A 13,223-nucleotide genomic window follows, 5' to 3' on the forward strand; every position below is an offset into this window, starting at 1 on the left:
TTTGGTGGAGCTTAGCGGGATCGAACCGCTGACCTCCTGCATGCCATGCAGGCGCTCTCCCAGCTGAGCTAAAGCCCCACGCTTCACAGGACGTTTGGGTCCGTCCAGGAACCGGCCCGCCGCCCCCAGGGAGGGCGCCGCCGCCGGTGAGCGGCTGTATATGAGGGTGCGGCGTTCGACACAAGCCCTCGGGGCGGGTCTTCGCGAAGTTTTCGTGACTGTCGCGAATTCCTGAGCACCACCAGGGAGTTGCGGGCAACGACCGCGGATCCCGCGCCCGTCGCCCGACCCTCCCGCGACGATCAGGATTCCTCGTCGCTCTCGATGTCGCTGTCGATGAGGTCGGAGACGTCGTCGCCGCTCTCCTCGTCCTCCTCCAGGAAGGTGTCGTCGTCGCCGCCGGCATCGGAGACGTCGGCATCGTCGTCGACCGAGACGTCGTCGCCGCCCTCGGCAGCCTCGACCTCGTCGAGGGAGACCATCTCGGGGGCGCCGGCCTCCTCCTCGGTCTCCTCCTCGCGCGGGGCGCGGTTGGCGATGGCCGGGGCGGGGACGCGGCTGGAGGTGAGGGCGGCGACCTGATAGACGGTGCCGCATTTCGGGCACACGGCAGGATCCCTGCTCAGGTCGTAGAATTTGGCGCCGCAGCTCATGCACTGGCGCTTCAAGCCGAGTTCCGGTCTGGCCACGGTGGTCACGTTCCTGTCGATGTCGGTAAGAGTGGGTTCGGTTAGTCGCGCCCGCCAGCGCTGTCAAATAGCCGTGTGTCCGGCGGATGACGGGGCGGCGCCCGCGTGGTAACGACCCCGCCGTTTTCCCCGCGCGTCCCTCGCGATTCTCGAGAACCAGGCCGTCTGCCCGTGTCGCACGATTCCCCTCCGTCCCCGATCACCGCCCAGGCCGGGACGGCCCTCAAGGGCCGGCTGCGGCCGCCCGGCGACAAGTCGATCTCGCACCGCGCGATCATCCTCGGCCTGCTCAGCCTCGGCGAGACCCGGATCGAGGGCCTGCTGGAGGGCGACGACGTGCTGCGCACCGCCGCCGCCGCCAGGGCGCTCGGCGCGGGCATCGACCGCGACGGGGACGGGCGCTGGCGGGTGCGCGGCGTCGGCGTCGGCGGCCTGTCCGATCCGGCCGGCGTGCTCGATTTCGGCAATGCCGGCACCGGCTCGCGGCTGATGATGGGCGTGGTCGGCGGCCACCCGGTCACCGCGACCTTCGACGGCGACGCCTCGCTGCGCAAGCGGCCGATGCGCCGGATCCTCGACCCCCTGGTCGAGATGGGCGTGAGCGTGGTGGAGCAGGCCGAGGGCGGCCGGGTGCCGCTCACCCTGCGCGGCCCCCGCGAGGCGGTGCCGATCACCTACGAGAGCCCGGTCGCCTCGGCGCAGGTGAAGTCGGCGGTGCTGCTCGCCGGTCTCAACGCGCCCGGCGTCACCACGGTGGTGGAGGCCGCCGCGACCCGCGACCACACCGAGCGGATGCTGCGTCTGTTCGGCGCCACCGTCGAGGTCGAGGCGATCGGCCCCGGCGGGCACGGCCGGCGTATCGCGCTCACCGGCCAGCCGACCCTCACCGCCACCGACGTGGTGGTGCCGGCCGATCCGTCCTCGGCCGCCTTCGCCATGGTGGCCGGCCTGATCGTCCCGGGCTCCGAGGTGGTGATCGAGGGGGTGATGATGAACCCGCTCCGCACCGGCCTCATGACCACGCTGATCGAGATGGGTGGCGACATCGAGCGCCTCAACGAGCGCGAGGAGGGCGGTGAGACCGTGGCCGACCTGCGGGTGCGCCACAGCCGCCTGAAGGGCGTCGCGGTGCCGCCCGAGCGGGCACCGGCGATGATCGACGAGTACCCGGTGCTCGCCGTGGCGGCGGCCTGTGCGGAGGGCACCACCCGGATGCAGGGCCTGCACGAGCTCAGGGTCAAGGAATCCGACCGCCTCGCCGCGGTGGCGGCGGGCTTGAAGGCCAACGGCGTCTCCCACGTGGTCGAGGGCGACGACCTGATCGTCCACGGCGACGGCGGCGCGCCGCAGGGCGGCGGCACGGTCGAGACCCATCTCGACCACCGCATCGCCATGGCGTTCCTGGTGCTGGGCATGGTCGCCCGCGCGCCGGTGACGGTCGACGACGGCGCGATGATCGCCACCAGCTACCCGGCCTTCCTCGCCGACATGCGGGCGCTCGGCGCCGGGCTCGCCGCGTGAGGCGCGCGATGGTGATCGCGATCGACGGCCCGGCGGCCTCCGGCAAGGGCACGCTGGCCAAGCGCCTGGCGGAGCATTACCGCCTGCCGCACCTCGATACCGGGCTGCTCTACCGGGCGGTGGCGCTGACGCTCCTCGACGCCGACCGCGACCTCGCCGACGCCGATGCGGCGGCCGCGGCCGCCCGGGGTCTCGACGCCGCCTTCCTGTCCGATCCGCGCCTGCGCGGCAGCGCCATGGGCGAGGCCGCCTCGATCGTCTCGGCGCAAGGGGCGGTGCGCGCCGCGCTCCTCGACTGGCAGCGTCGCTTCGCCGGCGCGGCCGAGGGCGCGGTGCTCGACGGGCGCGACATCGGCACCGTGGTCTGCCCGGACGCCACCGTGAAGCTGTTCGTCACCGCCTCGGCGGAGGAGCGCGCCCGGCGCCGCCACCGCGAGCTCGGCGGACGCGGCGAGACAGTGGCCTACGAGACGGTCCTCTCCGACATCCTGCGCCGCGACGCCCGCGACGCCGACCGGGCGGCCGCCCCCTTGCGGGTGGCCGAGGACGCGGTGGTGATCGACACCACGGCGCTCGACGCCGACGCCGCCTTCCGGGCCGCCACCGGCGTGGTCGACGGGCGGAGCCGGGCCTAGGGACTAAGCAGATTTCGCCGAAGTGGGTATCGGTTCGGCGCCGAAAATCTGCGACAAAACAAGACCCTAAGCGGGCGAAGCGTTGGCCTGCCAACGCAAGTCTGCTTAGGGGCCGAGCGCTCGGACGCGCCCATCCCGCCTGCGACCCCATCCCGAGGTGTCAGTCCATCATCGATGGACTGGCCTCGAAGGAGACCTCCGGAAAGCACCGCGATCCCCGGAGCCCTCCTTCGAGGTCAGCCGATCCTCGATCGGCTGACACCTCGGGATGGGGTCGGGGACGGGATGAAGCGTGACGACGGCATCGGCCGGTCGAGAATCCCGCCCGACACCACGCCGCCACGAATCCGTGGCATGCCTTTCCCACGACACCGCGCGCGATCCGTTGCGCCCTCCACTTCGGACCTCCGCTTCCCATGATCCGCCTCGACAAGATCGCCAAGCAGAACGGCAACCAGCTCCTCTTCATCGAGGCGTCCGCCGCGCTCCAGCGCGGCGAGAAGGTCGGGCTCGTCGGCCCCAACGGTGCCGGCAAGACCACCCTGTTCCGCATGATCACCGGCGAGGAGCAGCCCGACGAGGGCCAGGTCTCGTCCGATCGCGGCATCACCATCGGGTATTTCAGCCAGGATGTCGGCGAGATGGCGGGCCGCTCCGTCCTGTCCGAGGTGATGGACGGCGCAGGTCCCGTGAGCGCGATCGCCGCCGAGCTGCGCGAGATCGAGACCGCGCTCGCCGATCCCGACCGGGCCGACGAGATGGAGGCGCTCGTCGAGCGCTACGGCGAGGTGCAAGGGCGGTTCGAGGAGCTCGGCGGCTACGCGCTCGAGGGCCGCGCCCACGAGGTGCTGGCGGGCCTGAGCTTCTCGCCCGAGATGGTCGAGGGCGATGTCGGGGCCCTGTCGGGCGGCTGGAAGATGCGCGTCGCGCTCGCCCGCATCCTGCTCATGAACCCCGACGTGATGCTGCTCGACGAGCCGAGCAACCACCTCGACATCGAGAGCCTGATCTGGCTCGAGGAATTCCTCCGGGGCTTCGACGGCGCGCTGCTGATGACCTCGCACGACCGGGCCTTCATGAACCGGATCGTCGGCAAGATCATCGAGATCGACGCCGGCTCGCTCACCACGTATTCGGGCGACTACGCCTTCTACGAGCAGCAGCGGGCGCAGAACGAGGCGCAGCAGCAGGCGCAGTTCGAGCGCCAGCAGGCGATGCTGGCCAAGGAGATCAAGTTCATCGAGCGCTTCAAGGCGCGGGCCTCGCACGCCGCCCAGGTCCAGAGCCGGGTGAAGAAGCTCGACAAGATCGAGCGCGTCGAGCCGCCCCGGCGCCGCCAGAGCGTCGCCTTCGACTTCCCCGCCGCGCCCCGCTCCGGCGACGACGTGATCAGCCTGAAGGCGGTCTCCAAGAGCTACGGCAGCCGCACGATCTACGACGGGCTCGATTTCGGCATCCGCCGCAAGGAGCGCTGGTGCGTGATGGGCGTCAACGGCGTCGGCAAGTCGACGCTGCTCAAGCTCGCCACCGGCACCACGGAGCCGGATTCGGGCAGCGTGACCATCGGCGCCAGCGTCAAGCTCGGCTACTTCGCCCAGCACGCCATGGATACGCTGGTCGGCGAGCAGACGGTGTTCGAGTTCCTGGAGGAGGCGTTCCCGCAGGCGGGCCAGGGCTCGCTGCGCACGCTCGCCGGCTGCTTCGGCTTCTCGGGCGACGACGTCGAGAAGCGCTGCCGGGTGCTGTCGGGCGGCGAGAAGGCCCGGCTCGCCATGGCGAGGATGCTCTACGACCCGCCGAACTTCCTCGTCCTCGACGAGCCGACCAACCACCTCGACGTCGGCACCAAGGACATGCTGATCGCCGCGCTCGCCCAGTACGAGGGCACGATGCTGTTCGTCTCGCACGACCGGCACTTCCTCGCCGCCCTGTCGAACCGGGTGCTGGAGCTGACGCCCGAGGGCATCCACCTGTATGGCGGCGGGTACACGGAGTACGTGGAGAAGACCGGGCAGGAGGCGCCGGGCCTGCGGCACTGAGGCGAAGGCGCGTTCGCTTCCCATCCGCTCCGTCGGTCCCGGGCCGCGTCGCGGAGCCCGGGGCGACGGGCGAAAGGGCGCGGGTCAGGCGCGTCGCGGCCATCCGCAGACGACGTCGCTTCCCAACATCGGCGCCACCGCCTCCGCCGGCACCGGCCGGCTGATGAGGTAGCCCTGCACCTCGGTGCAGCCCGCCCCGCGCAGGTGGGCCAGCTGCTCCTCGGTCTCCACGCCCTCGGCGGTGGTGGTCATGCCCATGCTGTCGGCGAGCGTCGTCACCGCCCGCACGATGGCCAGCGCGTCGGGGCGCAGCGAGAGGTCGGCCACGAAGGCGCGGTCGATCTTGATCTTGTCGAACGGGAAGGCCCGCAGGTAGCCGAGCGACGAGTAGCCGGTGCCGAAATCGTCCATGGCGATGCGCACCCCGAGGCCCTTCAGCCGGTGCAGGATCGCCAGCGTCGAGGCGTTGTCCTGCAGGAGCACGCCCTCGGTGATCTCGAGCTCGAGCCGGTGCGGGTCGAGGCCGGCGTCGCGCAGGGCCGCGATCACGGTGGCGTCGATGTCGCCGCTGCGGAACTGCACCGGCGAGAGGTTGACCGAGACCCGGACTCCCGTCGGCCAGCGCGCCGCCTCGCGGCAGGCCTGGCGCAGGACCCACTCGCCGAGCGGCACGATCATGCCGGTCTCCTCGGCGATCGGCACGAAGGCGGCCGGGCTCACCACGCCGCGCACCGGATGGTGCCAGCGCACCAGCGCCTCGAACCCGGCGATCCGGTTGTCCGACAGGCCGAGGAAGGGCTGGAACGCCAGGGCGAATTGCCGCTCGGCCAGGGCGTTGCGCAGATCCAGCTCGACGGTACGGCGGGCCTGGATCTCCACGTCCATGGCGGGCTCGAAGAAGCGGTGCGTGCCCCGCCCCTCGGCCTTGGCGCGGTAGAGCGCCATGTCGGCGGCTCGCAGCAACCCTTCCGGGTCCCGTCCGTCCGCCGGCGCCAGGGCGATGCCGATGCTGAGCCCGACGCTGATCCGCGCGCCGTCGATGTCGTAGTCGCGCTCGACCGCCGCGATCAGCCGTCCGGCGAGGCGGCCGGCCCGGAAGCGCGAGGCCGGCCGCAGGACGAGGGCGAACTCGTCGCCGCCGAGCCGGGCCAGGATCGCGGGCCCGTCGCCCGCCTCGTCCCGGACCTCGGCGGCGAGCCGCGCGGTGACGAGGCGCAGGAGCTTGTCGCCGACGGCGTGGCCGAGGGTGTCGTTCACCGTCTTGAAGCGGTCGAGGTCGAGGCACAGGACCGCCAAGCCCCTGCCCTCGGCGACCCCGCCGCCGGCCGCCAGCGCCTCCGCCAGTCCCTCGTGCAGCAGGGCGCGGTTGGGCAGGCCGGTCAGCGCGTCGTGGCGCGCCATGTGGACGATCTGCGCCTCGGCGCGCTTGGCCGCCGTCACGTCCTCGTGCACCGTCACGAAGCCGCCCTCCGGGGTCGGCGCGTAGGTCACGGCGATGACCCGGCCGTCGAGCAGGGTCTGGTCGAGACGGTAGCGGGTGCGGGTGGCCAGCCGCTCTCGCACCTGCTCCCAGGCCTCCTCGGGCCGCAGGCCCGGGAAGTTGCCGGCCTCGGTGCGGCGGTGGATCAGCGCCTCGGCGGTGATGCCCGGATGCACCGTCTCGGGCGACAGGCCGTAGAGGTCGAGGAACTGCCGGTTGACGACGGTGATGCGGTGGTCGGCGTCGAACAGCACGAGCCCGTGCGACATGTGGGTCAGGGCGTGGTCGAGCCAGCGGTTCTGCTCGGCGAGCCGCCGGTCGGCCCGCGCCCGGTCGGTCGCGTCCTCGTGGATCACCATCGTGCCGCCGTCCGGCAGCGGGGTGATGGTGGTCTTCAGGAGAACGCCGTTCGGCAGGTGCCGCTCGCGCTGCAGCCGGACCCGCTGGGCGATGCGCTCGGAGACGAAGGCCCAGGCCTCGTCGGGACCGAGGCCCGGATAGTTGCCGGCGGCGGCGCTCGTGCGGATCATGCGCTTGAGCGGCGTGCCGAGGCGCAGCAACTCCTCGGGCAGCCCGAACAGGTCGCGCAGCCGGCCGTTGACGAGGATCAGCCGCAGGTCCGGATCGAAGACGCTGATCCCGACCGGCAGGCCCTCCAGCACGGTCTCGCAGCGGCGCACCCGGTCCTCCAGGCACGGCACCGTCCCGGGCGCCGCGGACGGGACCTCGGCACAGATCCCGCGCCAGCCCGCGACGCTCCCGTCCGGCACGGTCACCGGTGCCCCGCCGAACCGGAACCAGCGGGTCCGCCCGTCGGAGTGCCGATGCGGCAGGACCACGTCCCGGAACGGCCGCCGGTCGGACAGCAGCGCCGGATACCGCGATCCTTCGCCGACCCCGTCGCCGTCGAGGCCCGGCCAGGGCCGCCCCAGCGGGTCGTGAAGGCCCGTCAGCGCCGCGTAGCGCCCGCACACGGCCGTCAGCCGAAGCGCCGCATCGGTCTGCCACGACCAGTCCGCGGCGATGATGTCGAGGTCTTCAGGCGGCATGCAGCGGTCTTCTTCGCATGGTCGTTGGATCTCACAAAATAGCTGCGATTTCCTTTCCCACGTCGTCCGGACGACAACCGGAGCGCGCATTCTTTCACGTTCCCCGCGGCTTGGCCCGGCGGGTCGGGGGGGCGGTGGTCGGGTCCTCGGGCCAGGGGTGGCGGGGATACTGGCCGCGCATGTCGGCTCGCACGGCCGCCCAGGAGCCGCGCCAGAAGCCCGGCAGGTCGCGGGTGATCTGGATCGGGCGCTGGGCCGGGGAGAGCAGGTGGAGGACGAGCGGCACCCGGCCGCCGCCGATCGTCGGGTGGCGGGCGAGGCCGAACAGCTCCTGCACCCGCACGGCGAGCGCCGGGCCGCCCTCGGCGGCGTAGTCGACCGGGATGCGCGAACCGGTCGGCACCTCGAGATGCGTCGGTGCTTCGGCGTCGAGGCGCGCGCGCAGCGACCAGGGCACGAGGTCGTGCAGGGCCTCCGACAGGCGGTCGGCGCCGATCTCGTCGAGGCGGGTGAGGCCGGTCAGATGCGGCCCGAGCCAGTCGGGCAGGGTCTCGGCGAGATGGGCGTCCGAGAGGTCGGGCCAGGGCTCGCCCTCGGCACCACGGAGAAACATCACCCGCTCGCGCCATTGCTGGGCCGCCTTCGACCAGGGCAGGGCGGCGACGCCGAGGCCGGCGAGGCCGCGGGCGAGGATCGCGGCGCTGTCGGCGTCCGTCGGGACGGGCAGGATGCGCTCGGCGAGGGAGACCGCGCCGAGGCGCCGCTGCGCCCGGGCCCGCAGGGCGCGGGACTCGGGGTCGAACTCGACCCGGGTGCGGGCCTCGATCCGGTCGGAGAACAGCGCCTCGATGTCGGGGAGCGCGATCGGCGCGGCGGCCAGGATGCGGGCGGACGAGGCCTTGCCGACGATCTCGGCCACCGCCAGGAACGGCTCGCGGGCGAGCGCGGTGGCGGGGTCGAGGGCGCCGCCGCGGCCGTTCGCCAGGACGTACTCGCCGGCCTTGCCCCGGGCCCGGGCGATCCGGTCGGGATAGGCCAGCGCCAGGAGGGTGCCGGCCTCGGGCCGGTCGGCGGCACCGGGCGGGGCGGCATGCGCCGACGCGATCCTCGCCCAGCCGGCGGCGAGACGGCGCATGTCCTCGGCCCGGGCCGAGCGGTCGCGGCGGAAACGCTCGGCCCGCTCGGCGAGATCCACCGAATCGCCGCCGAGGCCGCGCTCGACCAGCACCGCCGCGAGGTCGGCGGCGTCCCGCGCCGCGTCCCGCCCGCGCGCGGCGGCGCTCACCACCATCCGGGCGAGGCGCGGCGGCAGGGGAAGCGCCCGCAGCGCCCGGCCGGCCGGGGTCAGGCGGCCGTCGCCGTCGAGGGCGTCGAGGCCGGTGAGCAGCGCCCGGGCCTCGGCCAGCGCCGGGGCCGGCGGCGGATCGAGGAAGGGCAGCGTGGTCGGGTCGGACACGCCCCAGGCGGCGCAGTCGAGCACCAGCCCGGCGAGGTCGGCGGCCAGGATCTCGGGCCGGGTGAACGGGTCGAGCGCGCCGGTGGCGGCCTCCGGCCACAGGCGGTAGCACACGCCGGCTTGCGTGCGCCCGGCGCGGCCCCGACGCTGGTCGACCGAGGCGCGCGAGGCGCGCTGGGTGACGAGCCGGGTGAGCCCGAGATCCGGCTCGTAGACCGGCACCCGGGCGAGGCCCGAATCGACCACCACCCGCACCCCCTCGATGGTGAGCGAGGTCTCGGCGATCGAGGTGGCGAGCACCACCTTGCGGCGCCCGGCCGGGCTCGGGCGCACCGCCCGGTCCTGCTCGGCCCGGTCGAGGGCGCCGTAGAGCGGGGCGAGGTCGACCTCGGGGAAATCCGAGAGGCGCTCCGCCAGGCGCTCGGCGGTGCGGCGGATCTCGGCCTGGCCCGGCAGGAAGGCGAGGACCGAGCCGGGCTCGGCCCGCAGCGCCCGCATCACCGCGTCGGTCACCGCATCCTCGATGCGCTCGCGCGGGTCGCGGTCGAGGTGGCGGGTCTCGACCGGGAAGGCCCGGCCCTCCGAGACGATCACCGGAGCCCCGCCCATCAGGGCGGCGACCCGGGCGCCGTCGATCGTCGCCGACATCGCCACGAGGCGCAGGTCCTCGCGCAACGCGCCTTGCGCGTCGAGCGCCAGGGCCAGGCCGAGATCGGCGTCGAGCGAGCGCTCGTGGAACTCGTCGAACAGCACCGCGGCGATGCCGCCGAGCTCGGGATCGTCCAGGATCATCCGGGCGAAGACGCCCTCGGTCACCACCTCGATCCGGGTGCGAGCCGAGACCTTGGAGCCGAGGCGGACCCGGAGGCCCACCGTTTCGCCGACCGGCTCGCCCAGGGTCGCGGCCATGCGCTCGGCGGCCGCCCGGGCGGCGAGGCGGCGGGGTTCCAGGAGGATGATGCGCCGGTCGCCGCGCCAGGGCGCCTCCAGCAGGACGAGGGGCACCCGGGTGGTCTTGCCGGCGCCGGGGGGGGCCACCAGCACGGCGTTGGGGCGGTCGCCCGACGGTTCGGCGAGGGCCGCCGCGAGGTCGCCGAGGACGGCATCGATCGGCAGGGAGGGGACGGAGCGCATGCGGGCCGGGATGGCGGAGCCGGTCCGGCCGCGCAAGCCCGCAAGGCAAACCCGCAAGCCGGATGGGGTCGGGCCCGCCGCCCCGCCGACCCGGTGTCGCGTCGGGCGAAACGTTGCGGAAGTTTTTCTTAACGATTTCCGCTGCCGTGGAGGAACCGGTTGCGCGCCAGAGGATTGACGCACGGGTTGGCCGAGGGGCCACCGGCTGGAGTTGCACCGCGATGAAGTCCCTGTCCCTGGCCCTGGCGGCGAGCGTGCTGCTGGGCGGTCTCGCCCTCACCCCGGCCTCGGCCGCCGTGACCGCCCCGGCCCCGGCCGTGGCCGGCGCGGAATCGACCGTCGAGCACGTCGCCATGCGGCGTCACTACCACTACCGTCACATGAAACGTCACGACCGTCACATGCGCCGTCACATGCGCCGCAACCACATGCGCGCCGGCGACCCGAACGCCCGCAACCCGTCGCGCCCGGGCTACCAGCAGCAGCTCGGCAACACCACGGGCGGCCCGCGCTACTGAGCCTCGAACCCGTGAGTTGAACGAGCGCGTGTCCCCTCCGCCAACCGGACGGGGGCACGCGCTTTTTGCCGTTCGACCGCCCCTGCGGATCATCGGGAGGGCGATCCGTGCCCGGGGCTTGCGCATGCGGCCCGGCCGGGCGAGGGGAGCCTGACCGGCATCCTTCGCATCCGAGAGCCCGCCCCGTGACCGCCTGTCCGTTTTCCCGCGAGGCCGCCCGATGAGCCTCGCCTCCGTCAAGGCCGACCTCGCCGCCCGCGCGCCCGATCTCACCGTGCTGGAGACCGAGGCGAGTTCCGCCACCGTGGCGCTGGCCGCCGCCGCGCACGGCGTCGAGCCGGCCCGCATCGCCAAGACCCTGTCGCTGCGCCTCGGCGAGCGGGTGGTGCTGCTGGTGGCGCGCGGCGACGCCCGCCTCGACAACCGCAAGGCCAAGGCCGCCTTCGGGGTCAAGCCCCGGATGCTCGGGGCGGAGGAGGTCGAGGCGATCACCGGCCATCCCGTCGGCGGGGTCTGCCCGTTCGGCCTCGCCACGCCGCTGCCGGTCTATTGCGACGTCAGCCTGAAGGCCTTCGAGGAGGTCGTGCCGGCGGCCGGCTCCCCCCACAGCGCCGTGCGGATCACGCCCGAGCGCATGGCGGCGCTGACCGGCGCGGAGTGGATCGACGTCTGCCAGCCGCCGGCCGGCGAAGGCGACGCCGATCCGGCGCCCTGACGCCGCGCGAGGACAATTTCAGGCGAAAACACCCGGCGGCTGTGGATCGGGCGGCATCGACAAGCGGGGCGTCCGTGACCTAGCTGTCACGGAGCCTTCAAGCGGCCGGGCCACAAGGCCCCTCCGTCGCGTCATCAGCCGTCCGAGACCCGCCCTTGATCTTCGTCCATCAGCCGAATGCCTGCGCCAGCACCGGGCAGCCGCTCCTCGAGCGCCGCCTGCTCGAGATGTCGGAGCCGATCCCGCCGGACGCGCTCTGGATCGACCTGATCGAGCCGACCCGCCAGGAGGACCACAAGGTCGAGGCGTTCCTCGGCATCTCGATCCCGACCCGGGAGGAGATGCAGGACATCGAGCCGTCCGAACTCCTCTATGTCGAGAACGGCGCCCGCTACATGACCGGGCGGCTGCTCTGCCGGGTCGATACGGACGACGCGCGGCTCACCGGCGTCACCTTCATCCTGCGCGACAACAAGCTCGCCACGGTGCGCTACGACGATCCGCAGGCGTTCCGGATGTTCGTCCACCGCGCCGCCCGGCCGGCGGGCGTGATGCTGACCGGCGAGGCGATCCTGGCCGGGCTGATCGAGACCGTGATCGACCGGGCCGCCGACGTGCTCCAGCTCCAGGGCGAGCGGATCGACCGGCTGTCGCGCCAGATCTTCGCCGAGCACACCGACCCGAGCGCCCGCAACGCCGAATTGCAAGACACCCTGCGGGCGCTCGGCCGCCACAACGAGCTCTTGTCGCAGCAGCGCGAGAGCCTGGTCTCGGTCGAGCGCATCCTGCTCTCGCTCTCGGCGAGCTACCGGGCCAGCAAGGCGCCGCGCGAGATCCGCGAGGAGGTCCGCTCCACCCTGCGCGATCTCCAGTCGCTCGAGGAGCATGCGAGCTTCCTGTCCGGCAAGATCCAGTTCCTGCTCGACGCGACGCTCGGCCTCGTCAACCTCGAGCAGAACAACATCATCAAGCTGTTCTCGGTCATGGCGGTGGTGTTCATGCCGCCGACCCTGATCGCCTCGATGTACGGCATGAACTTCAAGGTGATGCCGGAGCTCGACTGGGGCTTCGGCTACCCGATGGCGGTGGTGATGATGGTGGTGGCGGCGATCCTGCCCTACGCCTTCTTCCGCTGGAAGCGCTGGCTTTAGGAGCGCGGGCGATGTGCGGCCGGTTCTTCGTCACCTCCTCGCCCGAGACCTTCCGGGAGGCCTACGGCTACGACGACCGGCCGAACTTCCCGGCCCGCCACAACGTGGCGCCGACCCAGCCGGTCGCCGTGGTGACGTCCGAGCACGGCAGGCGGCGCTTCGTGCTGATGCGCTGGGGTTTCCTGCCGGCCTGGGTCAAGGACCCAGACGACTTCCCCCTCGTCATCAACGCCCGGATCGAGACCGCGGCCGAGAAGCCGAGCTTCCGCAACGCCCTGCGCTACCGGCGCTGCGTCTTCCTCGCCGACGGCTTCTACGAGTGGCGCCGCGGCGGCCCGCGCGGCCAGGCGCCCTACGCGGTCCGCCGGGCCGACGGCCGGCCGATGGCGCTGGCCGGCCTGTGGGAGACCTGGAGCAGCCGCGACGGCTCGGAGATCGACACCGCGGCGATCGTCACCTGCGGCGCCAATGGGTTGCTCGCCGCCATCCACGAGCGCATGCCGGCGATCCTATCGCCCGAGGCGGTGGATCAATGGCTCGACATGCGGGACGTCGATGCCGGACGGGCGAGCGCGCTATGCCGGCCGGCGCCGGAAGAGTGGCTGTCGCTCGCCCCGGCGAGCCGGCAGGTCAACGACGTGCGCCACGACGCGGCGGACCTGCTGCGCCCCGACGAGGACGCGCCGGCGCCCCCGCCGCCGGAGCGGCCGAGCGAGGCGCAGGGATCCCTGTTCTGAAGGGCCGTCGGTTCTAGGGGGGTGAGCGGACCGCGTTCCGCCACCTTCCCGGGTCGTTCGGGGCCGCGAGCGGGACGGAACGCCGTCCGCTCGCCCCGG

10 protein-coding genes and 1 tRNA gene are annotated in these 13,223 nt (G+C 72.9%); 7 read left to right on the forward strand and 4 right to left on the reverse strand.

Translation table 11 applies throughout. The features are described from left to right. Window positions 1-2: 2 nt before the first annotated feature. A tRNA-Ala gene (locus BMX97_RS07805) sits at window positions 3-78 on the reverse strand. 224 nt (window positions 79-302) lie between these two features. Beyond that, the gene (locus BMX97_RS07810) at window positions 303-689 is read right to left on the reverse strand and encodes a TIGR02300 family protein (RefSeq protein WP_060849478.1); all 387 of its coding nucleotides are present in this window, start codon (window positions 687-689) and stop codon (window positions 303-305) included. Window positions 690-860: 171 nt separating this feature from the next. Between BMX97_RS07810 and aroA the strand changes: the two genes are divergently transcribed. The 3 genes from aroA (at window position 861) to BMX97_RS07825 (ending at window position 4,884) form a co-directional block, all read left to right on the forward strand. After that, entirely contained in the window at window positions 861-2,210 is a 1,350-nt protein-coding gene (aroA, locus tag BMX97_RS07815; protein WP_091747646.1) for a 3-phosphoshikimate 1-carboxyvinyltransferase, read from the forward strand. 8 nt (window positions 2,211-2,218) lie between these two features. Then, the gene (gene cmk, locus BMX97_RS07820) at window positions 2,219-2,845 is read left to right on the forward strand and encodes a (d)CMP kinase (protein WP_091747650.1); all 627 of its coding nucleotides are present in this window, start codon (window positions 2,219-2,221) and stop codon (window positions 2,843-2,845) included. A gap of 416 nt (window positions 2,846-3,261) precedes the next feature. Further along, window positions 3,262-4,884, forward strand: coding sequence for an ABC-F family ATP-binding cassette domain-containing protein (locus BMX97_RS07825; RefSeq protein WP_091747653.1), 1,623 nt, complete (start codon window positions 3,262-3,264; stop codon window positions 4,882-4,884). An 84-nt stretch (window positions 4,885-4,968) separates the two neighbouring features. Here the strand turns inward: BMX97_RS07825 and BMX97_RS07830 are convergent, their stop codons facing one another. Both BMX97_RS07830 and hrpB read right to left on the reverse strand, forming a co-directional pair. Beyond that, window positions 4,969-7,413, reverse strand: coding sequence for a sensor domain-containing protein (locus tag BMX97_RS07830; protein ID WP_177202144.1), 2,445 nt, complete (start codon window positions 7,411-7,413; stop codon window positions 4,969-4,971). 94 nt (window positions 7,414-7,507) lie between these two features. After that, complete coding sequence (gene hrpB, locus BMX97_RS07835) at window positions 7,508-10,003, reverse strand: ATP-dependent helicase HrpB (RefSeq protein ID WP_091747977.1); 2,496 nt, start codon at window positions 10,001-10,003, stop codon at window positions 7,508-7,510. A 221-nt stretch (window positions 10,004-10,224) separates the two neighbouring features. Here hrpB and BMX97_RS07840 point away from each other — a divergent pair, with 221 nt between their 5' ends. The 4 genes from BMX97_RS07840 to BMX97_RS07855 all read left to right on the forward strand — a co-directional run bounded on the left by BMX97_RS07840 (window position 10,225) and on the right by BMX97_RS07855 (window position 13,124). Continuing rightward, complete coding sequence (locus BMX97_RS07840) at window positions 10,225-10,521, forward strand: hypothetical protein (protein ID WP_091747661.1); 297 nt, start codon at window positions 10,225-10,227, stop codon at window positions 10,519-10,521. A 220-nt stretch (window positions 10,522-10,741) separates the two neighbouring features. Then, on the forward strand, window positions 10,742-11,236 hold the full coding sequence (locus BMX97_RS07845; protein WP_091747664.1) for a YbaK/EbsC family protein: 495 nt from the start codon (window positions 10,742-10,744) through the stop codon (window positions 11,234-11,236). 155 nt (window positions 11,237-11,391) lie between these two features. After that, window positions 11,392-12,387 carry a magnesium transporter CorA family protein gene (locus BMX97_RS07850; RefSeq protein ID WP_060847944.1) on the forward strand — a complete coding sequence of 332 codons (996 nt, stop codon included), beginning with the start codon at window positions 11,392-11,394 and terminating at the stop codon, window positions 12,385-12,387. A gap of 11 nt (window positions 12,388-12,398) precedes the next feature. After that, window positions 12,399-13,124, forward strand: a complete 726-nt coding sequence (locus BMX97_RS07855) for an SOS response-associated peptidase (protein ID WP_091747666.1) — start codon at window positions 12,399-12,401, stop codon at window positions 13,122-13,124. Window positions 13,125-13,223 lie beyond the last annotated feature (99 nt).

This window comes from Methylobacterium sp. ap11, from assembly GCF_900110515.1.
GTDB lineage: Bacteria > Pseudomonadota > Alphaproteobacteria > Rhizobiales > Beijerinckiaceae > Methylobacterium > Methylobacterium ajmalii.

Coding starts and splice junctions, on each gene's coding strand:
- cmk (WP_091747650.1), top strand. CDS start 2,219: ATGGTGATCGCGATCGACGGCCCGGCGGCCTCCGGCAAGGGCACGCTG.
- BMX97_RS07825 (WP_091747653.1), top strand. CDS start 3,262: ATGATCCGCCTCGACAAGATCGCCAAGCAGAACGGCAACCAGCTCCTC.
- BMX97_RS07830 (WP_177202144.1), bottom strand. CDS start 7,413: ATGCCGCCTGAAGACCTCGACATCATCGCCGCGGACTGGTCGTGGCAG.
- hrpB (WP_091747977.1), bottom strand. CDS start 10,003: ATGCGCTCCGTCCCCTCCCTGCCGATCGATGCCGTCCTCGGCGACCTC.
- BMX97_RS07840 (WP_091747661.1), top strand. CDS start 10,225: ATGAAGTCCCTGTCCCTGGCCCTGGCGGCGAGCGTGCTGCTGGGCGGT.
- BMX97_RS07845 (WP_091747664.1), top strand. CDS start 10,742: ATGAGCCTCGCCTCCGTCAAGGCCGACCTCGCCGCCCGCGCGCCCGAT.
- BMX97_RS07855 (WP_091747666.1), top strand. CDS start 12,399: ATGTGCGGCCGGTTCTTCGTCACCTCCTCGCCCGAGACCTTCCGGGAG.